This is a genomic window from Shimazuella sp. NTD247 (genome assembly GCF_059510415.1).
This window is the reverse complement of the sequence record NZ_JCAJZU010000007.1, coordinates 237,344-263,108: the sequence shown is the minus strand read 5'-3', so window position 1 is coordinate 263,108 and position 25,765 is coordinate 237,344. Positions and strand designations below refer to the sequence as shown.

Here is a 25,765-nt window from a genome sequence, read left to right as displayed (position 1 = left end):
GACTCCTTTACAAGGAGCCTTTTCATCTGATTAAAAATCAAAGTTATCGGGATCAGGACCAACACGCAAATCTTGATTTAAATCATTGATTCGTTTCATTTCTTCTTCTGTAAGCTCAAAGTCAAAAACAGAAGCATTTTCGATGATGCGGTGTTCTTTCGTAGATTTAGGAATCGTTACTATTTCATTTTGCAAATCCCAGCGAATGATCACTTGTGCAGTAGATTTATTATATTTTTTGCCGATTTCTTGAATCACATCATTGTTTAATAACTGTCCTTGCATCAACGGAGACCAAGCTTCTACTTGGATATCATATTCTGTACAATATTGACGCAGCTCCTGTTGGGTAAGACGCGGATGAAATTCCACTTGATTCACAACAGGTTTTACTTCTGCATTTTCCATCAAGTTTTGTAAATGGTGAACTTGAAAATTACTTACACCAATCGCTCGGATTTTTCTTTGATGATATAATTGCTCCATCGCTCTCCATGCATCTTTATATTTTCCTTCTACTGGCCAGTGAATCAAATATAAATCAAGATATTCTAAATCTAATTTCTGTAAACTCTTTTCAAAAGCAGCTAGTGTCTCTTCATACCCCAAATCAGCATTCCAAACTTTTGAAGTGATAAATAAATCTTCTCGCTTTAAACTGGTCTCTGCTAACCCTTGTTTAATCCCTTGTCCCACTCCCTGTTCATTGCCATAAATAGCTGCTGTATCAATGCTTCGGTATCCTTGAACAATAGCCGTCTTTACTGCATGAACAAGTTCGTCCCCTTCTTCTACTTGAAATACTCCAAGTCCTATCCAAGGCATTTTCACGCCATTATTTAGCGTAACTGTATCTTGTAGATTGTTTGCCATTTACGTTTTCCTCTTTTCTATCATTATCTTTTTTCTCTAGGCTCCAACTCCATGCTGTCAGCACAATCGCAACAACTACCATGATTCCTCCAATCCATGGAGTATGGATCAATCCCACGTGATCCGTAACAATGCCTCCTAGATAAGAGCCCAATGCTATTCCAGCATTAAAAGCAGCAATGTTAATAGCAGATGCCACATCTACTGCACTAGGAACAAAACGTTCTGCTAACATGACAACATAAACTTGTAAACCTGGAACGTTCATAAAAGCAAATAACCCCATAAAAAATACGGTTATAAGGGACGCAACTGGAAAGGGTGCTGTATACGAAAGTATAAATAATACAATAGCTTGCACCAAAAACATAAAAAATAAAGCTTTAATTGGTTTTTTATTCGCTAACTTTCCACCAACCATATTTCCAATCGCAATTGCTACTCCATAAACTAGCAATATAACGGCAACTGTTGTTGCTTTAAAGCCAGAAACCTCTTGAAGTAACGGGGTTAAATACGTAAAGACCACAAAAGTACCGCCATAGCCAAGGGCTGTAATAATAAATACAAGTAATAATCGCCCATTTGTAATTAATCTCACTTGATCTTTCCATGTGATTGGTTTTCCTTTGCGCAAATCAGAGGGCACGAGAAATACAGATGCTATCAATGCTACAATACCCACTATTACAATTACTAAAAAGGAAATCCGCCAACCCATTTGCTGTCCGATAAATGTACCGATAGGAACTCCTGTTACCGTCGCAACGGTTAATCCTGTAAACATCATGGAAATAGCACTAGCTCTACGATCTTCAGAAACTAAATCTGCTGCTATGGTTGAGCCGATTGACATAAAAACACCATGAGCAAGTGCTGATATAATTCGTGCAAGCAGCAAAACACTAATATGTGTTGCACTTGCAGCAATACTATTGCCAATAATAAAGACAACCATCACCCAGAGTAATAATGACTTTCTAGACATGCTTGATGTGAGTGCAGTCAAGACAGGTGCACCGATGGTAACACCTAAAGCATATAAAGAAACAGTTAGTCCGGCTGTAGTCACTGGTATATTTAAATCATTAGCAATAAGCGGAAGCAAACCAACACTGATGAACTCTGTTGTACCAATGGCAAAAGCGCTTATTGCTAAAGCGAATAATGCGAATGTACTTCGTCTTCTTGCTGAAGTCATTTTTCTCCCTCCTGTTACTTTCCGCTGTATTGTCTCTCGTCTAAACGGAAACCATACAACCGAAGATCATTTTCTTATTGGATCACAAGATGTTATTATGGAGGATGAATGCGAATACGTGAAGTACGTACTTTTAAGTGATATAATCACAAAAAAGTAATGTAGTTACTTCTAAGTAACATTTGGAGGAGAGGAAAATGTTAAGAAAGAAGTACAACGTCTCCGTAGAAGCAGCTTTGGAAGTAATCGGGGGAAAATGGAAATGTGTCATCCTATGTTATCTGATACGGGGAAAAAAACGTACAAGCGAGTTAAAAAAACTAATGCCTGCTATCACTCAAAAAATGCTTGTCCAACAGCTGCGTGAATTAGAAGAAGATGGTGTTATCAATCGAATTGTTTATCAGCAAGTGCCTCCGAAGGTAGAGTATGAATTAAGTGACTACGGCCATAGTTTAGAAGACATTTTACACGCTTTATGCGATTGGGGAGAACAGCATATTGTCCGTGTTTATGGTGATAAAAAAGAAATGCTGGAAGAAAGCATTTTAAATCAGTAAAAAAAGAGTGGATCCTTCGATCTCACTCTTTTTTTACTGCTAACAACCTGCTTGTCCAATTCCCCGTTCTTTTTCATCGAGATCAGCAGCCCCCCATTTTTCTCCCCATTCCCGCATTAAGACTAGAATAGCTCCGTATTCCTTACCTTTTGCAGTTAGCGAATATTCCACACTTACTGGAACTGTTGGAATAACTTTTCGATGAACAACTTGGATTTTTTCGAGATGGCGAAGTGCATCTGTTAATGATTTTATACTGATATCTCCTATATTTCTTTTCAATTGATTAAACCGTAGTGGCTGAAGACACAATTGGGCGATCACAAAATACGACCATTTACCACTGATGACATCTAATGCTTTTTGGATGGGAATTGCGCATAACCATCTATCTTCACTGCTCAAATCCATTCACCTACTTACTTTTTATTTGTAACCCTCACACAGGTGTCTATACCAAAAAAAAGTGCGTTCTTTCGGAAGTATATCATCTGTCCTACAATCAAAATAGCCATTCAAAAAAGAAAAAGGAGAGTATAAATGAATTATTCCGATAAATTGATATTAGTATTAGGGGCAACCGGTCAACAAGGGGGAGCTGTTTTAACGCATTTGCGAAATGCAGGCTGGAAAATACGAGTCCTTACCCGAGATATGCAGAGTGAAAAAGCAAAATCTCTTGTCTCAGAACAAGTAGAAGTCGTATTCGGTGATTTGACAGATCCAGAATCCCTACAAAAAGCGATGACTGATGTCTATGGTATTTTTAGTGTCCAGCCATATGAACCTATTGATATTACAAAAGAAATTCAAATGGGAAAAAATGCCGCAATTGCAGCAAAAAAAGCGAATGTGAAACATTTTGTTTATACATCATTTGAAGGCGCAAAGGAGCAAGCACAATTTCGAGAAGTTGCAAAATGGGAGATCGAAAAATATATCAATCAAATAGGACTTCCTGCTACTATTTTCCGTTTACCAACTTTTATGGAAAACTTTTTAGCTTTTACGCATTACGGGTTACAAAATGGCGTTTATATGGACGGGACGAATCCAAATATACCCCTTAATCTCGTCGCAGTAGATGATATTGGTTCCTTTGTCGCCCTTGCATTTGAAAACCAAGAATTCTATCTGAATAAAACCATTACATTAGCATCTGATTCCTTAACTCCACTAGAAATTGCTGCATCAATAAGCAAACTCACAGGAAAAAAGATCACTTTTAAACAAATTCCTATAAAAGATTTACGGAAACAAAGCGAAGATTTAGCCAAAGTTTATGAATGGATCAATAAAGGGAAAAATAATATAGATATGCCCTATCTAAAAACACTATGTCCAAACTTGACGACTTTTGATAAATGGTTAGAAAAACAGGGTAAAATAAAATTTGATGTGTTTTTCCGAGAAAACCGAGGAAAATAATAGATTAAGAGGAGGAAATCACATGACTGTATCAGCAAAGGCCTTATTCCAGCCTTTTCAAATCAACAAATTATCTCTGTCCAATCGGATTGTCATGGCACCGATGACTCGTGCTTTTTCACCAAATGGGATTCCTACAGATGAAGTTGCAAATTATTATAAACGCAGAGCAGAGAATGAGGTAGGTTTAATCATAACGGAAGGAACGGTGATTAACCATCCAGCTGCTTCCAGTGATCCGAATGTTCCATTCTTTTATGGCGAAGAAGCACTGAAAGGATGGGCGAACGTAGTATCTGCTGTCCATGAAGCAGGTGGTAAAATTATCCCCCAACTTTGGCATGTGGGAATACAGCGGCCTTTAGAAAGCTTACCATTTCCAGAAGTTAAACCACTCAGTCCTTCCGGCATCACTGCTGCTGGTGAAAGAGTAGCTGAACCAATGACAAAAAAAGAAATTGCAGCTATTGTTAACGCTTATGCTGAAGCAGCAGCAAATGCCAAACGCATTGGCTTTGATGGTATTGAATTACATGGTGCACACGGCTACTTAATTGATCAATTTTTGTGGGAAGCTACCAATAAGCGAACGGATGAATATGGAGGAAGTTTAGCGCAAAGAACTCGTTTCGCAGTAGAAGTAATCAAAGCTTGTCGAGAAGCAGCGGGAGAGCATTTTCCCATCGTATTTCGTTTCTCTCAATGGAAGATTGGGGCATATACTGAAAAGTTAGCAACAACACCACAAGAGCTGGAACAATTACTTCTTCCCCTTTCCGAAGCTGGTGTTGATATTTTCCATGCATCCACACGTCGGTTCTGGGAGCCTGAATTTGATGATTCACCATTAAATTTGGCTGGCTGGACAAAAAAGGTGACGAATAAACCAGTGATAACAGTAGGTTCTATCGGTTTAGATGATGTATTTGCCCCAGGCGTTAAAGCAGAGAATGCCCCAATTGATGAGTTGATCAACAGACTTCAGCAACAAGAGTTTGATCTCGCAGCCGTAGGCCGGGCATTACTTGTTGACCCGGCTTGGGCACATAAGCTGCATACCGATCATACAGAAGAGATGATTCCTTATTCCCCTGAGGCTTTAAAAACATTAATTTAAATATGTCAAATATGGGTAGCTATCAAACAAAGTTTTTATTATTAAAAATCCGAACCTTAGTTCTATCCATAACAAAAAAAGGGAACCAGCTATCTTTAAAGATAGCTGGTTTTTTATTGTATAAAAATTATATATATTATATTGTATAAGCACTAGAATCCCGTACGAGGCTTCTCCCCTCACATAAGAAAAGGTACTGTCTGTCGTGAAGAAGTTCTTTGATGTCGAGCTCTCTGTCGATCTCCTTGAGAGTGTCCCCATGAGGGGGCACCGGAATTTCACATCCCCCACCACCGGTCAGAACGTTCGCATCGAACGTTACGAGGGTGAGTGGATCGGTCGTCACGGTCGAGACCGAGAGGAATATCTCATCACCATCGATGAGAGGGGCAAGATCCGGATCGAGCTCGATTCCATCGTGCCTTCGTCCCAGACCCCGCCTCAGATCAACTCCAACGTCGTGAGTGGGACTGTTCACCACGGTCCCCTCCTTCAGGGACAGAACATCCGAGACATCCGAGGCCGTGGGCTTCGGGATCTATTCCGTCGTCGGTAGTTCGTTCTGCCAGCGTGAGGGGGCTCCCAGGTACTTCATTACTTGGGAGCTCTGATTTCTATACCTTCATTCGCCTCACATTTAATCCTCTTGACGCAAATATCTGCGGTCTTTTAAAAACAATCTCCAGAACAAATAAAAACCTGGAACCAATATAGCTAGACCTACTACATATACCCAAAAGAGAGCGCGAAAGGTTACTTCACCAGTAAATCCAGTTGTTATGGTCATAAATGGATAAACAATATATGGCATATGAGCAGATGCATAGGCATAGCTTGCTATAACATATTGCATAACAATTAGTAAAACAGCAATTCTTGGTTTTCCGATACTGTCGTTTTTCGGATCCGGCCACCAAAGAGAACTATATCCAATAAGATAAAATAAGATGGAAAGTAAGAACCAAGGTAATTGTTTTTCTAAATTATCGAGTAACCACTGTGCCTCTGGTTCCAACACCAGTAAAGTTAACATTGCAGAGACGAGGGTAATCGGACCGATAATTTTTGCACTTCGCCGATAGATTCGATATGTTTTTTCTTTTTCAGCTTCCTTAGCATAATCAGCAAGAAAGAGAGAGGACAAAAACAGCTCGGAAGTTAAACCAAACAACATGTAATAATACGTGGATATACTTGTCAGCCATTTCGTTGTCAGTAGTGTCTCTACTCCATGACGTATCTCAATAAACGGTCCTTGTGTAACAGGCAAAGCACTGATTAATAATATCGGGATTAGAAAACCAGCGATTCCAGAAATGATGCGAAGTGTTTGTTGATAGCTGTGCACTGAATAAGCAAATACCATAAAAGCACTGCGCAAGCTTATTAAAATTAAAACAATACTGACCGGAACGAGCAACACCGTCCCTAGTGTATAACCTGCTTTCGGGAAAAAATTGACAAAAGAAACAACTAATAAAACAAGAAAGGTATTGGTTACTTCCCAAGTGGGGGATAAAAATCGATTGGCTATCACACCAGCTTCTGTATGTCTGCGCAAATAGTACATAGACCAGAAGCTTGAACCAAAATCAATTGCTCCAAAAATCGCGTATAAAAACAGAAAAATCCCAACAATAAAACTTGCAGTCACTTCAGGAAGCATCCAAGTCACCTCGTTTTGCCAATTCTTTTGTCAACGGATTTCGCTTGAAATACACATGCATTACTACCACCACTAAAACACTTAATAGAAGGTATAGAGCTCCAAATAAAACAAACAGCTCACCCACATGTGCTGCTTTTGTTGCAGCTTCAGTTGTTCGTTGATAACCATAAATCGTCCAAGGCTGTCTTCCGCTACAGCTAAAAATCCATCCGAATTCAATACCAAGCATCGCTAATGGTCCAGAAAAAACCAAAGACCACACAAGCCATTTCGGAAATGCTCTGTGTTTCTTGTAGTAATAAAATCTCCAATACAATAGTGTGATAAAAGACAAAGCTAATAATAGGACTCCTATCCCTACCATAATATTAAACAGTGTATGTACATAAAAAGGAGGCCATGTCTCTTCCGAAAATTCATATAATCCTTTCACCTCGGTACTAGGCCAATTACCAGCTAGTATACTAAGGGCATAAGGTATTTCGATCCCATATTTTACTTGATGCGTAATTGGATCGGTATATCCGCCTATCGACAATGGTGCATATCGCTGGGTTTCAAATAAACCTTCTGCTGCTGCCAACTTCTCTGGTGAGTGCTCATGTAAACCTTGTGCGGAACCATGACCGGACAAAGCTGTAATTGCACTCATAATAAACCCAACCATAAGAGAAACAAGTAAACTTTTTCGGTGAATTGCCAGCAGTTTTTGCTGATGAGCATCTGTCCGCAAATATCGATATGCTGAAACCGAGGCAATCGCAAACGCCCCTGCCATAAATGCACTTATAGAGACATGAAATGCTGCCCATCCATAGCTAGGATTAAAAAATGCTGCCCAAGTATTTACATTTGTAATCGTTCCATTTGCATACATGGTAAACCCAGCAGGTGTATTCATCCATGTATTTGCACTGGTTATCAGTGCAGCAGAAGCTGTAGCGCCAACACTCACTAAAAAAACAGATAAAACCCTCATTTTCCCTGATAAACGATCTGCGGCATATACATAAATAGACATAAACAAAGCTTCTAAAAAGAATGCAAAAATCTCAATTTGAAAAGGAATAGAGATGACTTGTCCAACAATTTTCATGAAACCTGGCCACAATAAGGTCAATTGAACACCAACAATAGTACCGCTGGGAATTCCTACACCTAGCAGAATGGCAAATGTCTTTGTCCACCTTTTTGCCATTAGCTCATAATCTTTATCCTTTGTTTTTTGATAAATAATTTCGCTGATTAATATCATAAAAGAGATACCAACTGCTAACGTTGCAAAAATAATATGAAATGCTAAAGATGTACCAAAAAACGCTCGAGTGAGTGTTGTTTGCTCCATATTTTCTGAGCCCTTTCAAAAGCTTATTTTCTTTATTTCTTTCCAACTTCTTCTTCTTTTATGAAAAAAACAGACCGCATTCCCTCGTGAATACGTTCTGTTTCATTGAAAATAAACAAGATCGATTACAGCATTTACAATTTTCCGTACACTTGGTAAATAAGCATTTTCAAAGGCAAATAGCGGATAAGGAACATCATAACCTGTTACTCTGCGAATAGGTGCCTCTAAGGAATCGATAATTTCTTCAGATAAACGAGCTGCAATTTCTGCACCAACTCCGCATGTTTTCGGAGCCTCATGTACAATAACAACTCTACCTGTCTTCTTTACAGATGTAAAAATCGCTTCCTCATCCAGAGGAAACAGTGATTGCATATCAATTACTTCTGCGGAAATATCTTGTTCTACTAATAAATTGCTTGCTTCTATCAAAAGAGGCACCATTGCACCCCATCCAATCAGTGTAATATCTTCTCCCTTTTTCCAGCATTTCGCCTTATCGATCGGACAAGTATAATATCCTTCTGGAACTTCTTCTTTTTTTGAGCGATACAAGGCAAGCGGTTCTAAAAATAATACCGGATCAGGGCACTGAATCGCCCCTAGCAACAGGCCTTTTGCTGTAAAAGGAGAAGAAGGTACAACAACACGCAGTCCTGGTGTATGCACAAAATATGCCTCTGTAGAATCGGAATGTAATTCAGGAGCGCCGATCCCTCCACCATAAGGCGCACGAATCACCAATGAATTAGAAAATTCACCCTGAGTTCTCCATCGCATTCTAGCAACATGCGAAACAATTTGTTCAAAAGCAGGCGTAATAAAACTTAGAAATTGAATTTCTACAATGGGCCTAAATCCACTCATGGCTAATCCTAATGCAGAACCTACAATTCCTGATTCTGATAAAGGCGTGTCGATTACTCTCTCATCACCAAACTGATCAAACAGCCCTTCTGTCGCTCGAAACACTCCCCCATTTCTTCCTATGTCTTCACCGAGAATCAACACCTTTTCATCTGAAGCAAGAGCAAGACGCTGTGCATCAACAATGGATTGAATCATGGTTAACATTTTCAGCAGCCTCCTCTTGTTGTTTCTTCAACCACTCTGGTATTTGGTGATACACATGTTCAAAAAGACCCGATGATATGTCTTGTTTACTTCCTTCGATTTCTTTCATTGTTCGATCCAATTTAACCGCTATTTTTGCTTCTTCTCTCGTTAACTCTTCTTTTTCTACTAAACCTTCTTGAAAACATAATTGTTCATAACGGTAGAGTGGGTCACGTTTCAACCAAACCTGAACTTCTGCTTGTGCCCGATATCTACTCGCATCATCAGCTGTTGTATGAGACAAAGTTCGATACGTAACAGCTTCAATCAAAATAGGACGCTTTTTACTTTTTGCATCCTGTACAACATCATAAACTGCTAAAATATCATTTCCATCTACCTGATATGCTTCCATATTATAAGCTCTCGCTTTTTCGACTACAGTCGGAGTAGCAGATTGTTTTTCAAAAGGAACACTGATGGCATAGCCATTGTTTTGACAAAAGAAAATAACGGGCAAGTCAAAGACATTTGCAAAGTTTAACGCTTCGTGAAAATCTCCTTCTGATGTCGCACCATCACCAAAGTAAGCAATAGATATTGCCTCTTCGTTTTGCTTTTTTATTCCCCAAGCTGTGCCGACCGCATGCGGCAACTGCGTAGCAATCGGCACTGTCGGTGGTACATAACGAAACCCATTTGGTGGTTTACAACCAGCTACTTCTCCATTCCAATATTGAATAATATTTTTTGCCGGAATACCTATTGTCCATGCTACACCTTGTTCTCGATAACTAGGAAAAATCCAATCATTTTTATCCAAAGCATAAGCACTGCCTACTTGTGCTGCCTCTTGCCCTTCTACTGGTGCATATGTTCCGATTTTTCCTTGACGCTGCCACATAACCATTCGTCTATCAAAAAAACGCAAAAAGCGCATTGTATACAATAAATCCAATTTCATTTCATTCGATATCGATCTCCAAAATACTCTTCCTGAATCAGTCAACTCCCCACATGGCAATAAATGGTTAATTAACATAAAGACCACCCCGTTGTCTCGTTGTCATCAGTCTATTCAAAAAGAACGTAGGCGTTCGTGGAAAAACAGATAAATAATTGCTTATATTTTCAACAAAAAAATAAAAATAGCCGGGATTTCCCGGCTATTCTGTAGGTGATGTTGCATATTTAGAAGTTTCATTAACGCAATCTTCGCATATTATTTTTTCACGGAAATAAAAAAGTTGTTCGATACTGCCGCAAATCACACAACTAGGATTGTAACGTTTTAATACAATATGTGTTTCATCAACAAATATCTCAACACCATCTTGTGGTTGGATATTTAATTTTTCTCTTAATTCTTTTGGCAATACTATTCTACCTAGATGATCGACTTTTCGTATGATGCCAATGCCGTTCATGATTCATCCCCTTTGCTTAATTTAATTATGCAAACATTGCCATCCGTTCTATCATACCAAATTTTGCGAAGTTGAAAATGAGACAATATAGGGACAAATCAAAAAAGCCATCGATTTTCTTCGTCATATGGCTTTTTTGATACCTTTAACGTCTATTTTTTATTATTACATTACATAGAAGTTTCCAAACTTTTCCGACATCGTATTATTTCTTCTATTCCTTTGCTTTGATCCTTTGTATATAAATCTTCCAGACCTTCTGCTAAATAAGCAGAACGTACAATTCTACGAGCCATTTTGCCGTTTCTCCTTTTAGGAAGATCCTTAACCACGTAGAGTGTTCTTGGACGAAAAACTTTTCCCATTTTATCCGCTATGAAATTTGTAAGTTCCTCTCTTAATTGATGTGAGTCTGTCTTATCAGCAATATGATGAAGGACAACAAAACAAACAATGCTTTCCCCTTTCTCTTCATGCGGGATTCCAATAACACATGACTCTAGCACCGATGGATGAGCGTTTAAAATTGTTTCCAATTCAGCAGGACCTACTCTTGCACCTCTAATTTTAATAATGTCATCTGATCTGCCATGAGTATACCATTGGCCATTTTCAAAACTAACCCAATCTCCATGAACCCAGGTATCTTGCCATCGATTCCAATAACTCTGTAAATAACGATCTTTATTTCTCCATATGCTTTTTGTCATTCCAACCCAAGGTTTGCGAAGGACTAACTCTCCAGTTTCATCGACCACAGATTTTCCTTCTGTATCATATACATCTGCATCCATCCCTGGTAAAAGCGCATTAAAACCACATGGAACTTGAGGTTTGATCAATAAATTCGCAAGGATTCCTCCTGAAACTTCCGTACCTCCAGCATAATTGAAAATCGGAATCTGTTTTTTCCCCACTTTCTCAAACAACCAGAGCCAAGCAGATTCCGTCCAAGGTTCTCCTGTTGATCCAAAGACACGCAACGAACTAATATCATGTGTAGTTAAGTTCGATTCTCCGTACTTCATCAGACTACGAATCGTACTAGGGGAAATACCCAAGTGAGTAACGCCATGTTGTTCTACTAGTGCCCACAATCGATCAGCAAACGGGTAATCGGGCGTTCCTTCATATATAAGCATAGTACTTCCATTTAACAATGACCCAAATACCATCCATGGTCCCATCATCCATCCCATATCCGTCGACCAAAATAAAATGTCACCTATACTTACATCCATTCCATAACCAGCATCAAATGCCGCTTTTATTGGAAAACCAGCATGTGTATGAACTGTTCCCTTTGGCTTACTTGTTGTACCAGATGTGTATAAAATCATAAAAGGATCATTCGCATTTGCTTCATACGGAACTACTGGAGGAATCTGATCAACCTCTGTATTCCAAGCTATATCCTGCTCTTCATTTTTATGTACATAACATCCTAGTTTTTTCACCACAACTACCTTTTTTATAGAAGGAGTTTCATTAACTGCTTTGTCTGCTTCTTCTTTCATATGTATCAATTTGCCCCGGCGCCAAAACCCATCTGCGGTAATAATGACTTTTGCATCGCAGTCATTTAGCCGATATTGCAACGCCACTGAATTATATCCAGAAAAACATGGAACTGCTATCGCGCCGATTCGGGCAATAGCTAACAATGAAATTACCGATTCTGCAACCATTGGTAAATAGATTGCTACTCTGTCTCCTGCCGTCACTCCTGTCTTCAACAGCAATTTAGCAAAACGATTTACTTCAAATAATAAATCTCGATAGGTGTATTTAGCAGTTTTTCCATCCTCTCCTTCCCAAATCAATGCTAACTGATTTCGTGTGGAAGGATTGTCTACATATCGATCCAAGCAACTGACGCTTATGTTCAATTCCCCTCCAGCAAACCACTGAGGAAAAGGATAACCATTATCTAAATTTAAAATTTGTTCATACGGAGAGCTCCAAATCAAACCTAATTCTTTTGTAACTCCCTCCCAAAAATCGGAAATTTTATGAATAGAAAATTTGTAAAAATCATCAAAATCATTAAACCCTAACTTATTCATAAATTGATAGAGTTTACTCTGTTCTATTTGTTCTTGTGTCGGAATCCAAACGGCTTGTCTCATGCAAAAGGCACCCCTTAAATCGTGTTAACCAACTTCTAAATCTTCTATGTATTAAGTCAGTGTACATGATTACTCTACCAAATCCAATCCGCTTGACGAATTCTGGTAAATTTAATTGACATGATGATCAAATAAATGAATGATACCAAACCGTGTTATGATAAGAAAATACACAACTAACTCAAATATCTCCAAAGGAGTATCAACATGGATCAGAAATATTTAAAACGCACAATAAAAAAAGAAAGCATTTTTAGTACAAATCTGGACATGGAGAAAAAGGTGTTAGTATATCTACCACCAGACTTTGATGAAAATACCAATTATCCTGCATTATTTCTCCACGATGGAGATGATTATTTTTCTTTTGGCAGAATAGCTACACAAGCAAATCAACTCATTTACGAACAAAAAATTGAACCTATCATTATGGTTGCTATACCAGTAGAAAAGAGCCTTCGTTCTGCTGAATATTCTCCGATAGGAGAGCGAAATGACTTACATATTCAATTTATTACTAATGAACTGCTGCCTTTTATCCAGAAACGATATCCCATCAATGAGAAGTTAGTGGTTGGAGGCTCTTCTCTAGGAGCTACTGTCTCTTTGCATATAGCATTGACTTATCCTTCTGTCTGGAATAAAGTATTGGCGCAATCGGGGGCTTTTTTCCCTGAAACACTTACAGAACTGAAAAGAAACACCTCACTGGATTGGTTGACCATCTATCAATCAGTTGGATTAAAAGAAACGAACGTTTCCACACATATAGGAGATTTGAATTTGGTAGAAATAAATCGAGAAGCAGCATCTACATTACGTCGTCAAAACGCCAACTTAAGATATGAAGAAAGAGATGGAGATCATACATGGGGATTATGGCAGCCCGAATTACCTGATGCATTGAGGTATTTCTTTGAGAAATAAAGAAAAAGGACTGGATATCGATATCCAGTCCTTTTTCAATCTTATCCTAACAGAAATTAATTAATAACCTAAATGATTTATTGGGAACTTCTTGACAACTCCATACGACTAAAGCTGTTGGATTCTTCGGACGATAGCTTTAATTCTTATAGCTTTTTGTATGTAAAAATTCTTCTATTATGAAATTGGGGTGGTGACCACATGATGTCCTCCCCATTCAGGTGCGTCTAATTGATCTGGATCATAGGTAACCTGTTTTTTTATTGGTACCGTTACCGTCCCATCTGCAGTGATCGATGGTCCAGAATTTGTTTTGCTATTATTTCGGTTGGCAACCCCACTGTTTCCAATAGCAAAAGTACTAGCAGTCGCCATGGAAATAATCTTGACTGTCCCAATGTTAATATTGATATTTATATTATTGCTATCCAAAACGCCACCTACCTTTACATATTGGAGGGTCTGCCCCATTGGATTAATCTTGTTATTGTATGTAGGCGTTTAGGCAAATGTTCCTGCACATTTGTACATGGAACAATATACTATAGCGTAAACGATGAAGAAAAGGAGAATTAACTTTGGACTTGCGAATCAATTTAGATGGATTTTCTATAGATCGTTGTATCCAAGATACGGTAATAGCAAATGGCACAAACTCCATTACACAACGTAATTTACAAAAACAAAATCAAGGCATTGCATTAATTGGAAGTGGCCAACTTTATATCGAAGAAGGAGAGAAGTATCTAATGGACATGGATAATATAGATCACGGTGTATGGAATGGGGATAATTGGACGATAAAATCGACTTAATTTAGAAAGGATACTTTCTATGCCTGTATTTTTTAATTTTGGATTCATCCAAAACAACAGCATAACTTCCAGCGGATCAATTGGGATTGGACAAAACATTATCCAAAATCGAAATGGAACAAAAAATAACAATGCTTCCACAAACGTAGGAGTAGGATTGAATAATGTACCTGTATTATTTCATCAAAATGTTGATCTAGATAACATTGATCAGGCAAATATCGATGCTCAAAACTTTGGTGGACCTCAATTCTAGGAGGCATTACCTATGGCAACATTTATTCAATTGGGCTGTGTTCAGTCCAATGCTGTATCACAAGCTGGATCCATTAATTTCGGAGCCAACGTCATTCAAAATAGAAATACAGCAAAACAAAACTACGGAACTAACGTTATTTTTGAAGGTTTAGGGAATATAAAAACAAATAAATTTATAAATATTGACCCTGACTATCTAGATAATGCAAGTTTTAATGGAACTAATTATGCAGGAACTCAACTATAAGACATACGACAGGAGTGTTTAAAAATGAAAAGTCCATTTCCAAGTTTCGATTGGGAGTCATTCATGCGTAATACTTATTCGTCTGATGGCAAAAATAATAATTTATCCATGGATGTTAATTGGCTGGAAGGAATAATAAATAAATCCATTGACCAAGTTTTTTCTAACAAATATGACAACTCACCTTTTAACAGTCCGCCAAACATAAAAGAAACAGATGAACATATGATCGTCCAAATTCAGGTTCCTGAACATAGAAAAATAGAAGACATACAAATTTATTTGGATACAAATACGCTGAAGATTAGTGGTTTAAACCATGAACCTATATTGGTGAATTTACCATGTAACGGAGAAACAATTAACAGTGAAGCAAGTTACACTCAGAACAAACTTCAAATACGTATTGCAAAAATTAAGAAAACAAACTTCAAAGAAATCATGATCAACAATGACAATACTTCTTACAACAATTAAAGGCAGTGTTCAGTGGCATCTCAAGAAAAATTGTATCTAGTCATACTTTCCATACAACACTATATTTTCTCTAGCTAATAAAAATTCACCAAGCCGTTTGCCATTGAAACACATCATCCCTATGATAAATTTACTGCATATGAACCAATCGGTTATTAGCAGCACTAGTGTTTCCACAGTAAAATAGAGAAAAAAAGGAATGGATAATATCCAGTCCTTTTCTCATATATATCATTATGGGTTTTGGATCGTTTTGACATCATGTCACAAGGTTATAGATTGCCATAATAAGTACTACTGCCAAAAGCAAGTGAATAAATCCACCAAATGTATACTTCGTTAATAAACCTACCAACCAAACAATAAACAGAATACTGATGATTGTCCACAACATCGATGATCCTCTCCCATTTCGTTTATTTATAAAGAAGGAGAGCGATTTGCTTTCTCCACCAGTAGAAAGCAAACGCTACTCCCGATGAATGAAAAGAAATCTTTATTTGTTGCAACCAAAGCAATCTTTATTTAACTATAGTCCATACAATCAGAACTTACTAGTAGAGATAGGAATCGTGTCCCGGTCTTGTCTCTACGATCAAGAATATTTTCCCTTGATCGAGCCGTTCTTCTAAGTCCTCTGCTTCTGTCCGGGTAAATCCGATATGTTCCAATTCATTTCGAAGCTCATCCCCTTTTTTCATAAAGAGGTTTTGCAAGGTAGCCTTAATCCCAACTTCTGAAACACCTAATGTGCTTAGTCCTGCTTCATTTGCTACCCTCTTGGTTCGATCGGAATCATGTGCAAGTACATACATTTCATCTGCTTCTGTACCTTGACTTTTCAAGCGTTCAGCCTCTACTACTAAGTACTCATCATTTTCAAACTCTCTAAATACTGGTCGTAAATCCATTACAAACTCCTCCTTCAAATTGTTGGAATGTTCTGTAAACGGAAGTTACTCCTATATCCATCGAGTATTTAAACAAGTTTCCTTGACTTTTCGATGGTAATAACTATGATAGTAGACTACTCATCGAAACAACAATCAATTGAATCACCCCTTTATCAGATGTGTCTCCTTGATATTTTTGATGAGAAAGTTGTGTTTCATTGATAAATTTTAATGTTTCTATAATACTAGCATGTCTAAAATGCTGCGTAAAGGTGAAAAGAAAAATTCTAAACTATCTAAAAATTATTAAATTTACTTTATCCCTTGATATGACAGGTTTTACAAAGGAAAAAAAATTTATAAATCATTTCTTATTTGTGTGAAAAAAATAGAAAAATCAAAGAAAATTTGTCATTATTCCGAACAAATTTTCTTTGATTCTCGATGTTATTTTACTAATTTCTCTTTAAACCATTTTTTATTTTGTTCCACAAATTGATCATGGTAATACATCGATAAAAAAATAGATCCAACCAAATGATTTTCTAGAGGAATATTACTTTTAGGTTGAACATGTGCATTTAAACGAAATCGTTTCACATCTGTGCCATGAATATCCACATGACTTTCAATTTTTTCAATCATTAATTGAATTTGAACAATTAACTGGTTAACCATTTCTTTCATAAAAGCAAAGTGTTGTATCACATTGGTATGGAAATATTTCTTTTCTAACTCTTCTGGAGTCAGTGTCTTAAAATCTTCAATAACATTTTTTGCCAAAGCGTGTCTTAAGAAGGGCCCTAAAACGGTAACGCTGTATGGTGTTGGTTCAAACAATAGAAGATAAACTAAATCAAACCATGCTCTTTGCTCTTGGGGAGTTTCATTTGTAATGAGAATGAGACTATCCTTGTCCTTAGACTCTTTTTTTTGCTCTTTTGGTGCTGCTATATTTGGTGCATGATGCAGCGTAGTTTTCAAAAATCGATTGGAAAACTCTTCGTATTCACGTGTAAACATCAACATTTCATGCCAAATGGAATCTATTTCTTCACTGTACATCGGCGCAGATTTGAGCAGGGCTGCCATTATCAAAAAGCGTTGCCATTCAAACCATCTATTTTCAAATTCTATGAGACTAATATACTGCTCACGTATTACTCTTTCTTGCACCCAATCGTGATAATTTTTTGGATACGATTCGGCTAAATGCAGCAATAAATGTTTTACAGCAACATCATACTCTTCTCCGTATGATTTCATCCCTAAATTCGGTAAATCATAATTTTTCTCTTTATTCACTTTTTTCGCTTGTCGGTAAAAAACCATTCCCATGATCATCATACCGATCAAGATAAATAATAGAAATGCAGCAAATAACTCCAAAAAATCATTCTCCTTTCTATACATAAATAGATGAATAAAAAAAGCCAACCCAAATACTCCTTAAGAAATATTTGGGCAGGACTATTATTTACAATACGTATTATAAGCAGCTGTTAAGTTAGCTGTAATTTGTTCTACTGGCACATTTTCAATCTCATGACGATGGATCATATGAACCAATTTACCATCTTTTAAAATAGCAAATGAAGGAGATGAAGGCGGTTCTTCACCAAAATAAGTACGAGCTTGTGCTGTCGCTTCTTTGTCTTGACCAGCAAAAACAGTAAACAAATGATTTGGCTTCACTTCATTTTGCAGCGAATATGCAACCGCTGGACGAGCAAGACCAGCTGCACAACCACAAACAGAGTTAACAACTACTAATGCAGTGCCCTCTGCACCTTCTTCTGTCAACGCTGCATCCACTTCCTCAGGAGTAGTCAATTCTTTTATGCCTAATTGCGTAAGTTCATCACGCATATGCTGTGTCATCATACGCATTTGTTCCAAATAAAAATTTTGCATACATAATCCCTCCTTCCGCTATTGTAACGAACAAAAGCATAGGAGTAAATGGGAGGACATTCACTTTGTCAGGTTTGACAAAGTGAATGTCCTTGTTCCTTACTTCACAGCAGGATGGAGAAGGGAGTTGATCCGCTCCATCAGAGACTCGATCGCAGCAGCTGAACCCTTTCCATGGACAGTAGCCTGTTCCAGAAGACGACACAGTTCAATCAATTCTTCGTGCTTACGAGTACAATCCTCGTGGTTACGATTGCACATTTCGTAGCGAGTGAGTGAGCTCATCACCTTGCCAAAAAGCTCGTTTACCTCTTCATCGCTTGGGCATGAGTCCAAGTGGGATACAGACTGTCCTCGGTTCATGATCCACTGAAACCGCTACTTGCGCAAGCGATATGCATCCATCTTCACTCCTCAACACAACGAAAAGGACGATACACCCATTATAACAGACTATTTTACCGATTCGTAATAATTTCCGGATTCATATCATGCTGGAACAATCGTTGGTTAGCTACTTCTTCCCACCTTGTGCCGGGTTTACCATAGTTGGCATAAGGATCGATGCTGAGCCCTCCACGGGGTAAAAATTTCCCCCATACTTCAATATACTTTGGCTCCATTATTTTTTGTAAATCTTTCATAATTGTCACGATACAGTTTTCATGAAAATCACCATGATTTCGATAGCTGAACAGATATAACTTCAATGATTTGCTTTCTACTAACTTTTCATCTGGAACATAGCTGATATATATCGTAGCAAAGTCCGGCTGGTTAGTGATAGGGCATAGACTTGTAAACTCAGGGCAGTTAAATTTGACAAAGTAATCGGTGTCTGGATGACGGTTTGGGAATACTTCTAAAACATCTGGATCATAAGTAAAAGAATAAGCAGTCTCTTTTCCTAGATTTTTTAAATTAGAATCCATTATTCTTGCGTCCTTTCATAGCGAACTGTGGCTTCTTCTGTTTCTTGTATTTCTATCCATACTACCGATGGCTTGTTTATTTGCAACTCACATAATCTTTCTATTTCAGAAAAGAAGACTTCAGCTACTCTCTCCGTAGTTGGAGAAAATCCGCCATTTTCCTGATCAAATTCAGGGAAATCATTTAACAGATGGTGATCGTACTTCTCTTTGATAGCATGTTTAATCGTACGATAATCGATTAACATATGCTTCTCATCTAGTCTTGTTCCTTCGATACAAAATGTAATTTTATAATTATGGCCGTGTGTTCGCTCGCATTTTCCTGCTCCATATACACGATGTGCACATGCAATCCAAAAACTTTTTTTTAATTGATATTTTGCAATCATGCTTCAATCCCCATCTTTTTCGATCTATTCCTGATATGCAATCGAATCAGATAATCCTGTTTCTTCAAAACCTTTTTTTCGCAAACGACAACTATCACAAACACCACAAGCTTTTGATCCACCAAGATAACAAGATGTAGTCAGGTGATAAGGAACTCCTAATTCAGATCCTAATTTAATCGTATCTGCCTTACTTAATGAAATGATTGGTGTTTCAATTGATAGTTTTTCTTCATCAGTCACACCAACTTTTGTTGCTAAATTGATTGTTTCATTCATGGATGCAATAAACTCAGGTCTACAATCTGGATAACCGCTAAAATCTACAGAACTAACACCTGTATAAATATGTTTTGCACCAATGACTTCTGCATAAGCTGTTGCTAGCGATAAAAAAATCATATTACGAGCTGGTACATACGTATTTGGAATTTCATCTGTTATACCACTGGTATGCACGACTTCTGTTTTATCTGTTAAAGAACTTCCGCCTAACTGTTGGAAAAAAGATAGGTTGACGATACGATGACGCTTGCTGACACCATAATAGTCTGCTATTTTTTTTGCACATTCCACTTCTCTCTCATGACGCTGTTCATAATGAAACGTGATGGGATACAACTCATAGCCTGCTTCTTGGGCGATTCCCATACATGTAGTACTATCTAGTCCACCACTTAATACAATTACCGCTTTCATCCTATACTCCCCTTAAATCTGGATCCCAAATATATTTGTGTGTTTGTAAATTCAATTTTATTTTTGTAAGTTTATCTGCTAATAACCAATCCACCAGTGTATTCGGTGCCAGTTTCCCCCAAACTGGACTAAATAGCCCTGTTCCTTTTTTATGGAGCTGTTTATACGTTTCCACTGCTACATCATAATCATTGCGATCTTGAATCACAAATTTAATCTCATCTTGCACATCTAAGTGTTCAAAATTATCCTCGATCATTTTATCGATTTCCCCACTGGCTGGTAATTTATAATCCATAATAAATCTCACTTTTTGTTTAACATATGGATTATTATTACGCAAATCTACAAACGGGTTTAATGCGATTGCCCCATTTGTTTCAATATGAATATCTTCAATAAAAGAAAGTTCTGCCAGCTTTTCAATAAGAACTAATGACTTATCACCATGCATCAATGGTTCTCCGCCAGTCAAGCAGATGTTGACATTTCCAAATTCAGTAACTTTTTCGATTATTTCATCGATTGTCGCATAAAATTCTGCTTTATATGGTGCATAGCTATATGTGGTATCACACCAAGTACACCGCAAATTGCAGTTATAAACACGTACAAAAGTTGTAGGAAATCCAGCGCGCAGCCCTTCGCCTTCAACAGTCTGGAAAATCTCTACCATCGGCAATTTCATTGGGGACATCCCTCCAAGATGTAAATAAATCGATTCATTATAACACAGTATACACATGGTTTTATTACCTGTTGAGAAAATGAGACTTCTTGCGTAAAATCTGTTAAAATACGTAATTATCTGATATACAAATGGAGGAGTTTTCGTTGGAACCAAAACAACAACTTTCCGATTTGCAAGATACAATAAAAAATACAACAAACAAAGTTGTTCCATTTTTTACAAAGCATAAAAAATGGAGCTTCTTGCTGATTGGACTCATTATTGTAATTATTGCTGCATATGTGGCAGGAGCTTATTTGATGGACCCAAGAGACAAAGTATCCAAATTTGAACAAGCTGTATTAAACAGTGATGTAAATACATTAAAGGGCTTGATTCAGTCTCCGGAAAGTAATGTAGATGTAGATGAAAAACATCTAAAAGATTTGATCACTTACAGCAAAGAAAACAAGGAATATTTACCAAAACTAGTGGCAATGATGTTTAATCAAATCAATGACGATGAGAACGGTATCCCCAATGCCGAAGGAACAACTGACTACTATCTTAAAAAGACGGATATCCCACTTTTTTATAGCTCTTATCAAATTCAATTCCGCCCTTATTTTCTTGAACTATACACCAATGAAGGGGCATCTACGATGAAAGTAGATGACAAGAAAGTATTTCAGACCACTGATAAACAAAAGAAGTTCACAGTAGGTCCATTGATGCCTGGGATTTACAAAACGGTAGCTGAAAAGAAATTCGAATACGCTCTTCTAAGTCAAGAAAATTCAATCACAGCTTTTGATGATGAAACAGCTACAAAAAAATCAGACCTCGAACTTTATGGCGGTTCACTGGACTTAGAAAGCAACTTTGAAAACACTTCTATTTTTGTAAATGGAAAAGCAATCGGTAAGACATTTAAAACCATGCCACAGATCAGCCCTATCTCTTTCAATGGCACCATACGCATTCACGGGGAACAACAATTTCCATGGGGTTTAGAGAAAAGCCAAGATGCATTAGTAGAAGAGGATACAAGTAGTGTGGATATTACTCCAGTTCCATTTGCTATGGATGCTACCCGAAAACCCATTATTGAATTGATCAACAGCTTCTCCAAACAAGAGATGGCAGCACTCGTCAAACATGATCCAAACCAATTTACAACGATTGGTGATAACTTTAAAGCCAAATTCATTCAAACAATCAATGACAATGTGACATATAAGGAATCTTGGAAAGGAAAAATACTAGGTACACGAATTGATTTTGATCATGTTGTCCTTTCTCAAAACGAAGAAACTAAAATTTATGAAGCAACAGTACCTGTAGAGATCCATGCAAAGTACAGGAAGTACTCCTCTTATGATAATGGTGATGAGCCATTAGAAGACAAAGTCGATTACTACAAACTGACTCTCTCCTATGATGAGAAAGCAAAAAAATGGCTGATTACTGATCGAGAAGACCAATACTCCAATTCAGGTGATTACTTTAATGGTAAAAATACGATAAAAAGTGAATTTAAATGATGGATAAAAGATTAATGAAAATACACCCTACAAGTATTGAGTAGGGTGTATTTTTTAATAATGAAGGATTAAATTCCGGACAGAGGAATTAGTTTTAAATAGTATTTTCTATTTGTTTTTTTGACACTCCATACAGCTAAGCTATAAGATTCTTGGGACGATAGTTTCCTGACTACTTCATTACCAAGCTAATCCCGAATCCCCATACAACACACTCGTTTTATCTACGATTCAAACCGTGGGTTTTCTCGATCGCAATGCTATAATATTATGATCACGTTAAATAAAAAAGACAAGGTGATAGAATGAAAAAACTCAGCATTATGTTTGCTTCTTTCGCACTTATTTTCTTGTTCGTCACTGGGTGCTCTTCTGCCAAAACAAACAGTGATAACAAAACCGAAAAAATGGAAAATAAAACCCCGCTCTCTGTTTTAAAAGATAATCAAAAAGCATTTACAACAATCAAAGGTTTTAAATATAGTCGAACGACACAAGAGAAAACATCTGACAGCACTTATAACAACACGGAAACAGGAGAAGAACAGCTCAATCCGGAAGTTTCCCATTTTACAAACTCCAAAAACATAGAATATTACTATGACAAACAAAATATTTACGCAAAAATGGATGGTCAATGGTTAAAAAAACAAAATTCAGATGGTAAAGTGTTGGCTAGCCTCTCTTTTCCAAATTTAGTAGATGATCTGGTGAAATATCTTGGAACCAAAGAACAAGCACCTGGTATTACGCTGAAAAAAACCGGAAATGAATATGTCATTACCCTGGATTTTATGATTGCAAAAAGTCCGAGTATGACAGAACAAGAATTTACTGAGTTTAAGAAAAGAAACCTCTCTGGTAAAGAAGAAATAACCATAAATGCAGATACCTTTGAGCCTAAAAAATATGTATACCAATTGCTGACCAGAGCCGGTGAATCACGGAACGTCGAAATGACACTCACACCATATAATACATCCGTTTCTATTCCTCAGAATGTCATAAGCAGCGCTAAACCTGCTCAATAAACAAAAAACCAAGGAGCAAATTTATCTCCTTGGTTTTATCCTTTTAACCAAAAATAAACCGACACAAGTGTAGCAATAAACCAAACTGGCCATAGATTTGGTATCCACCTGCCGAGCAATACTTCAAAAAAGCCTTCATTTGTGCCTACCAGCGAAGCACTCTGCTCACTCCAAATGATCAAATATCCCGTTTTCACATCCAATATTCGATCCAAATAATTACCTTCTAATTTTTCTGTTATCAAATTTTCTTTCCCCACAGGAATATAATTTACTTGCTGTTCTATTCCTGCTATCCAATTTTCATCTAATTGGAACAACCAACCACTGTGACGATGATCGCCTACCGCCAGAAAATCTACTACTTGAAGTCCAGTTGCTAATTGTTGTTGCAGCCATCGAACCATTTTTTCTGGTTCGGTATGTACGGGGAAAAATTGATACATTGGAACTTTTCGTTCACTCACTGTTTTTGTCACCCCGATTATTTCGCTATCTGTCTACAATGCTCTGCCGCTTGTTTTACCTTTGGCACAAAACGCAGCATTTGATCTTCACTCATTCGCGAAACCGGACCAGATACTGCTAACGCTCCAAGCAGATGACCATCGCGATGAAAAATAGGAACAGATATAGCCGATGTCCCTGTTTCTCGCTCCTCCACACTCAACGCATAACCGTTTTGTCTAATCTCCTCTAACTGTAGTTCATACTGTTGCTGTTCCTCTAAAGAGAAACCAGCATCAGATAGTAAATTGCTTCGTTCATGTTTAGTCATGAAAGCTAAAAGAATTTTTCCTGAAGCACCCACAAGCAGCGGCATTCTTACACCAATCGGAGCAACACGACGAATCGCTTGATTGGACTCCACCGCTTGGACACGAATACGTTCTGATTTATCTTGTATGTATAAACTCACTGTTTCTTCTAAGGTATCTCTTAATTGCTCCATCTCTGGTAAAAAAAGCATTGCAGGATCACTCGACTGATAGATTTGACCAGCTAACTCCCAGATTCGTACCCCTAAATGGTATTTATCCGAACGCAAATCTCGTTTGATAAATCCTTTTCCCTCTAGTGTAGCGAGGAGTCGAAAGACAGTACTTTTATTGAGTCCAGTTTCTTTGGAAATATCCGTCAGACTTAGTTCTGCATTGTTCGAAAAACAAAGTAATATATCTAAAGCACGTTCTGCTGCACGTACTGTATTTTTTTTCTCTTCCAAAGCAAGACCCCCTCGCCAAGTCTTTTGTTTATTATAACATTGCAAGAGAGAAAACCCACGGTTTAAATCATGGGATGAAAGCGAGCGTTGAACGAAGGTAAGGAATTTCCCTTTCCTGTTCAACCTTTGGAAACAGCAAATTTTCGAACAAATATTCCCATTTTTATATATGTATAGTCGTAACAGACGAAAATCGAGTTTGCTCGCAGCAAAGAAGAAATCAACAAACATAAACCGGGAGGCTCACGGGATTAGCTTGGTAAAGAAGTAGTCAGGAAACTATCGTCCCAAGAATCCAATGACTTTAGCCGTATGGAGTTGTCAAAACAAAAACACCTCGATTGAGGTGTCTTGTGTTTTTCTATGGAAAAAAATTATTGGCATCGCCTCTGTCAGCAAACATGCTGACAGAGGCGGGAGATCACCTTCGTGTCACGGCTCAATGTAACCAGACAGATCACCCGGACCAGCCGGACGATAGGACTTCTGTTCCCTACGCTGCATCCTCCCCATGACAAGACAGATGTCACCATGCGTGGGGAACATCACTTCGATCATCTGCTGAAGTTCACTCACTCCTAGAAACGGGAGAAGTCCCATGATGAGCGAGAAAGTGTCATAAACAGGAGAAGGAAGTTCTTCCACCTTGACATAGACAGTGGAAACATCATCGTAATCTCCGTGGTACTGCTCCTCCTCGTTCAGCTTTTCGAAGCGCGTAGTCACTTTCTCCCACACTACAAGCTGCTCTTGGTGTGAAAACTCCTTGAAAAGGTCAGGAAACCGCAGGAGAAACAGATCTCCCAGCTGCTTATCATTCAGCCCATTGACAAAAGACAAAGCTGACATAGTGACCTCCCAGTCACATAAATGTTTCTACTTATACTTATTAAAACATACTCAAAGCAGAAAAACTATAAGCCAGCAGTCACA

General features: G+C 37.8%; 33 protein-coding genes. 10 read left to right on the top strand and 23 right to left on the bottom strand.

Annotated elements, in window-relative coordinates:
- Positions 1-30: 30 nt before the first annotated feature.
- On the bottom strand, positions 31-873 hold the full coding sequence (locus tag AC5WOC_RS17860; protein WP_496056778.1) for an aldo/keto reductase: 843 nt from the start codon (positions 871-873) through the stop codon (positions 31-33).
- The gene (locus tag AC5WOC_RS17855; protein ID WP_496056777.1) at positions 836-2,074 is read right to left on the bottom strand and encodes an MFS transporter; all 1,239 of its coding nucleotides are present in this window, start codon (positions 2,072-2,074) and stop codon (positions 836-838) included. Before AC5WOC_RS17855 ends, AC5WOC_RS17860 begins: the two co-directional genes overlap by 38 nt.
- Positions 2,075-2,271: 197 nt before the next feature.
- Here AC5WOC_RS17855 and AC5WOC_RS17850 point away from each other — a divergent pair, with 197 nt between their 5' ends.
- Positions 2,272-2,634, top strand: coding sequence for a winged helix-turn-helix transcriptional regulator (locus AC5WOC_RS17850; RefSeq protein WP_496056776.1), 363 nt, complete (start codon positions 2,272-2,274; stop codon positions 2,632-2,634).
- Between the two features lie 39 nt (positions 2,635-2,673).
- Here AC5WOC_RS17850 and AC5WOC_RS17845 read toward each other — a convergent pair whose 3' ends face one another.
- Positions 2,674-3,039, bottom strand: coding sequence for a winged helix-turn-helix transcriptional regulator (locus AC5WOC_RS17845; protein WP_496056775.1), 366 nt, complete (start codon positions 3,037-3,039; stop codon positions 2,674-2,676).
- A 135-nt stretch (positions 3,040-3,174) separates the two neighbouring features.
- Between AC5WOC_RS17845 and AC5WOC_RS17840 the strand changes: the two genes are divergently transcribed.
- Together AC5WOC_RS17840 and AC5WOC_RS17835 are read left to right on the top strand one after the other, a co-directional pair.
- Positions 3,175-4,062 (top strand): NmrA/HSCARG family protein, encoded by an 888-nt coding sequence (locus tag AC5WOC_RS17840; RefSeq protein WP_496056774.1) that lies wholly within the window; start codon positions 3,175-3,177, stop codon positions 4,060-4,062.
- A 22-nt stretch (positions 4,063-4,084) separates the two neighbouring features.
- The gene (locus AC5WOC_RS17835; protein ID WP_496056773.1) at positions 4,085-5,179 is read left to right on the top strand and encodes an NADH:flavin oxidoreductase; all 1,095 of its coding nucleotides are present in this window, start codon (positions 4,085-4,087) and stop codon (positions 5,177-5,179) included.
- A 136-nt stretch (positions 5,180-5,315) separates the two neighbouring features.
- Here the strand turns inward: AC5WOC_RS17835 and AC5WOC_RS17830 are convergent, their stop codons facing one another.
- The 7 genes from AC5WOC_RS17830 to AC5WOC_RS17800 form a co-directional block, all read right to left on the bottom strand.
- The gene (locus tag AC5WOC_RS17830; protein WP_496056772.1) at positions 5,316-5,657 is read right to left on the bottom strand and encodes a hypothetical protein; all 342 of its coding nucleotides are present in this window, start codon (positions 5,655-5,657) and stop codon (positions 5,316-5,318) included.
- Between the two features lie 159 nt (positions 5,658-5,816).
- A complete protein-coding gene (locus tag AC5WOC_RS17825; protein WP_496056771.1) occupies positions 5,817-6,845 on the bottom strand; it encodes a cytochrome d ubiquinol oxidase subunit II in 1,029 nt (342 codons plus the stop codon).
- Positions 6,835-8,193: a cytochrome ubiquinol oxidase subunit I gene (locus tag AC5WOC_RS17820; RefSeq protein ID WP_496056770.1), complete on the bottom strand. Its 1,359-nt coding sequence runs from the start codon at positions 8,191-8,193 to the stop codon at positions 6,835-6,837. The genes AC5WOC_RS17825 and AC5WOC_RS17820 overlap by 11 nt, the downstream gene beginning before the upstream one ends.
- Positions 8,194-8,295: 102 nt before the next feature.
- Positions 8,296-9,270, bottom strand: coding sequence for an alpha-ketoacid dehydrogenase subunit beta (locus tag AC5WOC_RS17815; protein ID WP_496056769.1), 975 nt, complete (start codon positions 9,268-9,270; stop codon positions 8,296-8,298).
- The gene (locus AC5WOC_RS17810; RefSeq protein ID WP_496056768.1) at positions 9,242-10,294 is read right to left on the bottom strand and encodes a thiamine pyrophosphate-dependent enzyme; all 1,053 of its coding nucleotides are present in this window, start codon (positions 10,292-10,294) and stop codon (positions 9,242-9,244) included. Before AC5WOC_RS17810 ends, AC5WOC_RS17815 begins: the two co-directional genes overlap by 29 nt.
- Positions 10,295-10,418: 124 nt before the next feature.
- Positions 10,419-10,679 (bottom strand): AbrB/MazE/SpoVT family DNA-binding domain-containing protein, encoded by a 261-nt coding sequence (locus AC5WOC_RS17805; protein ID WP_028777806.1) that lies wholly within the window; start codon positions 10,677-10,679, stop codon positions 10,419-10,421.
- Positions 10,680-10,849: 170 nt separating this feature from the next.
- Positions 10,850-12,808, bottom strand: coding sequence for an AMP-binding protein (locus AC5WOC_RS17800; protein ID WP_496056767.1), 1,959 nt, complete (start codon positions 12,806-12,808; stop codon positions 10,850-10,852).
- 207 nt (positions 12,809-13,015) lie between these two features.
- Between AC5WOC_RS17800 and AC5WOC_RS17795 the strand changes: the two genes are divergently transcribed.
- Complete coding sequence (locus AC5WOC_RS17795; RefSeq protein WP_496056766.1) at positions 13,016-13,735, top strand: alpha/beta hydrolase; 720 nt, start codon at positions 13,016-13,018, stop codon at positions 13,733-13,735.
- Between the two features lie 177 nt (positions 13,736-13,912).
- Here AC5WOC_RS17795 and AC5WOC_RS17790 read toward each other — a convergent pair whose 3' ends face one another.
- Complete coding sequence (locus tag AC5WOC_RS17790; RefSeq protein ID WP_496056765.1) at positions 13,913-14,167, bottom strand: hypothetical protein; 255 nt, start codon at positions 14,165-14,167, stop codon at positions 13,913-13,915.
- Between the two features lie 146 nt (positions 14,168-14,313).
- On the opposite strand from AC5WOC_RS17790, the gene AC5WOC_RS17785 reads away from it, so the two are divergent.
- Genes AC5WOC_RS17785 through AC5WOC_RS17770 form a run of 4 tightly spaced genes read left to right on the top strand, consistent with a single transcriptional unit; the run spans position 14,314 to position 15,532 of the window.
- On the top strand, positions 14,314-14,550 hold the full coding sequence (locus AC5WOC_RS17785) for a hypothetical protein (RefSeq protein ID WP_496056764.1): 237 nt from the start codon (positions 14,314-14,316) through the stop codon (positions 14,548-14,550).
- A gap of 19 nt (positions 14,551-14,569) precedes the next feature.
- Positions 14,570-14,806 carry a hypothetical protein gene (locus tag AC5WOC_RS17780; protein ID WP_496056763.1) on the top strand — a complete coding sequence of 79 codons (237 nt, stop codon included), beginning with the start codon at positions 14,570-14,572 and terminating at the stop codon, positions 14,804-14,806.
- Positions 14,807-14,818: 12 nt separating this feature from the next.
- The gene (locus tag AC5WOC_RS17775; RefSeq protein WP_496056762.1) at positions 14,819-15,055 is read left to right on the top strand and encodes a hypothetical protein; all 237 of its coding nucleotides are present in this window, start codon (positions 14,819-14,821) and stop codon (positions 15,053-15,055) included.
- A 24-nt stretch (positions 15,056-15,079) separates the two neighbouring features.
- The gene (locus tag AC5WOC_RS17770; protein ID WP_496056761.1) at positions 15,080-15,532 is read left to right on the top strand and encodes an Hsp20/alpha crystallin family protein; all 453 of its coding nucleotides are present in this window, start codon (positions 15,080-15,082) and stop codon (positions 15,530-15,532) included.
- A gap of 259 nt (positions 15,533-15,791) precedes the next feature.
- Here the strand turns inward: AC5WOC_RS17770 and AC5WOC_RS17765 are convergent, their stop codons facing one another.
- From AC5WOC_RS17765 to AC5WOC_RS17725, 9 genes are all read right to left on the bottom strand, one after another.
- Positions 15,792-15,926: a lmo0937 family membrane protein gene (locus AC5WOC_RS17765; protein ID WP_496056760.1), complete on the bottom strand. Its 135-nt coding sequence runs from the start codon at positions 15,924-15,926 to the stop codon at positions 15,792-15,794.
- Positions 15,927-16,086: 160 nt separating this feature from the next.
- Positions 16,087-16,443 (bottom strand): YflT domain-containing protein, encoded by a 357-nt coding sequence (locus tag AC5WOC_RS17760; protein WP_496056759.1) that lies wholly within the window; start codon positions 16,441-16,443, stop codon positions 16,087-16,089.
- Positions 16,444-16,872: 429 nt separating this feature from the next.
- Positions 16,873-17,814, bottom strand: coding sequence for a UCP032817 domain-containing protein (locus AC5WOC_RS17755; protein WP_496056758.1), 942 nt, complete (start codon positions 17,812-17,814; stop codon positions 16,873-16,875).
- Positions 17,815-17,898: 84 nt separating this feature from the next.
- Positions 17,899-18,339 (bottom strand): BrxA/BrxB family bacilliredoxin, encoded by a 441-nt coding sequence (locus AC5WOC_RS17750; protein ID WP_496056757.1) that lies wholly within the window; start codon positions 18,337-18,339, stop codon positions 17,899-17,901.
- A gap of 99 nt (positions 18,340-18,438) precedes the next feature.
- Complete coding sequence (locus AC5WOC_RS17745) at positions 18,439-18,702, bottom strand: hypothetical protein (protein ID WP_496056756.1); 264 nt, start codon at positions 18,700-18,702, stop codon at positions 18,439-18,441.
- A 95-nt stretch (positions 18,703-18,797) separates the two neighbouring features.
- Entirely contained in the window at positions 18,798-19,271 is a 474-nt protein-coding gene (gene queF, locus AC5WOC_RS17740) for a preQ(1) synthase (RefSeq protein WP_496056755.1), read from the bottom strand.
- Positions 19,271-19,663, bottom strand: coding sequence for a 6-pyruvoyl trahydropterin synthase family protein (locus tag AC5WOC_RS17735; protein WP_496056754.1), 393 nt, complete (start codon positions 19,661-19,663; stop codon positions 19,271-19,273). Before AC5WOC_RS17735 ends, queF begins: the two co-directional genes overlap by 1 nt.
- A gap of 24 nt (positions 19,664-19,687) precedes the next feature.
- Positions 19,688-20,362 (bottom strand): 7-cyano-7-deazaguanine synthase QueC, encoded by a 675-nt coding sequence (queC, locus tag AC5WOC_RS17730; RefSeq protein ID WP_496056753.1) that lies wholly within the window; start codon positions 20,360-20,362, stop codon positions 19,688-19,690.
- A 1-nt stretch (position 20,363) separates the two neighbouring features.
- Complete coding sequence (locus tag AC5WOC_RS17725) at positions 20,364-21,050, bottom strand: 7-carboxy-7-deazaguanine synthase QueE (RefSeq protein ID WP_496056752.1); 687 nt, start codon at positions 21,048-21,050, stop codon at positions 20,364-20,366.
- 146 nt (positions 21,051-21,196) lie between these two features.
- Between AC5WOC_RS17725 and AC5WOC_RS17720 the strand changes: the two genes are divergently transcribed.
- On the top strand, positions 21,197-22,576 hold the full coding sequence (locus AC5WOC_RS17720; protein WP_496056751.1) for a TcaA 3rd/4th domain-containing protein: 1,380 nt from the start codon (positions 21,197-21,199) through the stop codon (positions 22,574-22,576).
- A gap of 305 nt (positions 22,577-22,881) precedes the next feature.
- Positions 22,882-23,607 carry a hypothetical protein gene (locus AC5WOC_RS17715; protein ID WP_496056750.1) on the top strand — a complete coding sequence of 242 codons (726 nt, stop codon included), beginning with the start codon at positions 22,882-22,884 and terminating at the stop codon, positions 23,605-23,607.
- Positions 23,608-23,642: 35 nt separating this feature from the next.
- Here AC5WOC_RS17715 and AC5WOC_RS17710 read toward each other — a convergent pair whose 3' ends face one another.
- From AC5WOC_RS17710 to AC5WOC_RS17700, 3 genes are all read right to left on the bottom strand, one after another.
- A complete protein-coding gene (locus AC5WOC_RS17710) occupies positions 23,643-24,074 on the bottom strand; it encodes a hypothetical protein (RefSeq protein WP_496056749.1) in 432 nt (143 codons plus the stop codon).
- A 17-nt stretch (positions 24,075-24,091) separates the two neighbouring features.
- Positions 24,092-24,832, bottom strand: a complete 741-nt coding sequence (locus tag AC5WOC_RS17705; RefSeq protein WP_496056748.1) for an IclR family transcriptional regulator — start codon at positions 24,830-24,832, stop codon at positions 24,092-24,094.
- Between the two features lie 432 nt (positions 24,833-25,264).
- Entirely contained in the window at positions 25,265-25,681 is a 417-nt protein-coding gene (locus tag AC5WOC_RS17700) for a hypothetical protein (RefSeq protein WP_496056747.1), read from the bottom strand.
- Positions 25,682-25,765 lie beyond the last annotated feature (84 nt).

Bases quoted from the DNA above. Each gene is read 5' to 3' on its own strand.
- AC5WOC_RS17860 (WP_496056778.1), bottom strand. From the start codon at position 873: ATGGCAAACAATCTACAAGATACAGTTACGCTAAATAATGGCGTGAAA.
- AC5WOC_RS17855 (WP_496056777.1), bottom strand. From the start codon at position 2,074: ATGACTTCAGCAAGAAGACGAAGTACATTCGCATTATTCGCTTTAGCA.
- AC5WOC_RS17850 (WP_496056776.1), top strand. From the start codon at position 2,272: ATGTTAAGAAAGAAGTACAACGTCTCCGTAGAAGCAGCTTTGGAAGTA.
- AC5WOC_RS17840 (WP_496056774.1), top strand. From the start codon at position 3,175: ATGAATTATTCCGATAAATTGATATTAGTATTAGGGGCAACCGGTCAA.
- AC5WOC_RS17835 (WP_496056773.1), top strand. From the start codon at position 4,085: ATGACTGTATCAGCAAAGGCCTTATTCCAGCCTTTTCAAATCAACAAA.
- AC5WOC_RS17825 (WP_496056771.1), bottom strand. From the start codon at position 6,845: ATGCTTCCTGAAGTGACTGCAAGTTTTATTGTTGGGATTTTTCTGTTT.
- AC5WOC_RS17820 (WP_496056770.1), bottom strand. From the start codon at position 8,193: ATGGAGCAAACAACACTCACTCGAGCGTTTTTTGGTACATCTTTAGCA.
- AC5WOC_RS17815 (WP_496056769.1), bottom strand. From the start codon at position 9,270: ATGTTAACCATGATTCAATCCATTGTTGATGCACAGCGTCTTGCTCTT.
- AC5WOC_RS17810 (WP_496056768.1), bottom strand. From the start codon at position 10,294: ATGTTAATTAACCATTTATTGCCATGTGGGGAGTTGACTGATTCAGGA.
- AC5WOC_RS17805 (WP_028777806.1), bottom strand. From the start codon at position 10,679: ATGAACGGCATTGGCATCATACGAAAAGTCGATCATCTAGGTAGAATA.
- AC5WOC_RS17800 (WP_496056767.1), bottom strand. From the start codon at position 12,808: ATGAGACAAGCCGTTTGGATTCCGACACAAGAACAAATAGAACAGAGT.
- AC5WOC_RS17795 (WP_496056766.1), top strand. From the start codon at position 13,016: ATGGATCAGAAATATTTAAAACGCACAATAAAAAAAGAAAGCATTTTT.
- AC5WOC_RS17780 (WP_496056763.1), top strand. From the start codon at position 14,570: ATGCCTGTATTTTTTAATTTTGGATTCATCCAAAACAACAGCATAACT.
- AC5WOC_RS17775 (WP_496056762.1), top strand. From the start codon at position 14,819: ATGGCAACATTTATTCAATTGGGCTGTGTTCAGTCCAATGCTGTATCA.
- AC5WOC_RS17770 (WP_496056761.1), top strand. From the start codon at position 15,080: ATGAAAAGTCCATTTCCAAGTTTCGATTGGGAGTCATTCATGCGTAAT.
- AC5WOC_RS17765 (WP_496056760.1), bottom strand. From the start codon at position 15,926: ATGTTGTGGACAATCATCAGTATTCTGTTTATTGTTTGGTTGGTAGGT.
- AC5WOC_RS17760 (WP_496056759.1), bottom strand. From the start codon at position 16,443: ATGGATTTACGACCAGTATTTAGAGAGTTTGAAAATGATGAGTACTTA.
- AC5WOC_RS17750 (WP_496056757.1), bottom strand. From the start codon at position 18,339: ATGCAAAATTTTTATTTGGAACAAATGCGTATGATGACACAGCATATG.
- AC5WOC_RS17745 (WP_496056756.1), bottom strand. From the start codon at position 18,702: ATGAACCGAGGACAGTCTGTATCCCACTTGGACTCATGCCCAAGCGAT.
- queF (WP_496056755.1), bottom strand. From the start codon at position 19,271: ATGGATTCTAATTTAAAAAATCTAGGAAAAGAGACTGCTTATTCTTTT.
- AC5WOC_RS17735 (WP_496056754.1), bottom strand. From the start codon at position 19,663: ATGATTGCAAAATATCAATTAAAAAAAAGTTTTTGGATTGCATGTGCA.
- queC (WP_496056753.1), bottom strand. From the start codon at position 20,362: ATGAAAGCGGTAATTGTATTAAGTGGTGGACTAGATAGTACTACATGT.
- AC5WOC_RS17725 (WP_496056752.1), bottom strand. From the start codon at position 21,050: ATGAAATTGCCGATGGTAGAGATTTTCCAGACTGTTGAAGGCGAAGGG.
- AC5WOC_RS17715 (WP_496056750.1), top strand. From the start codon at position 22,882: ATGAAAAAACTCAGCATTATGTTTGCTTCTTTCGCACTTATTTTCTTG.
- AC5WOC_RS17700 (WP_496056747.1), bottom strand. From the start codon at position 25,681: ATGTCAGCTTTGTCTTTTGTCAATGGGCTGAATGATAAGCAGCTGGGA.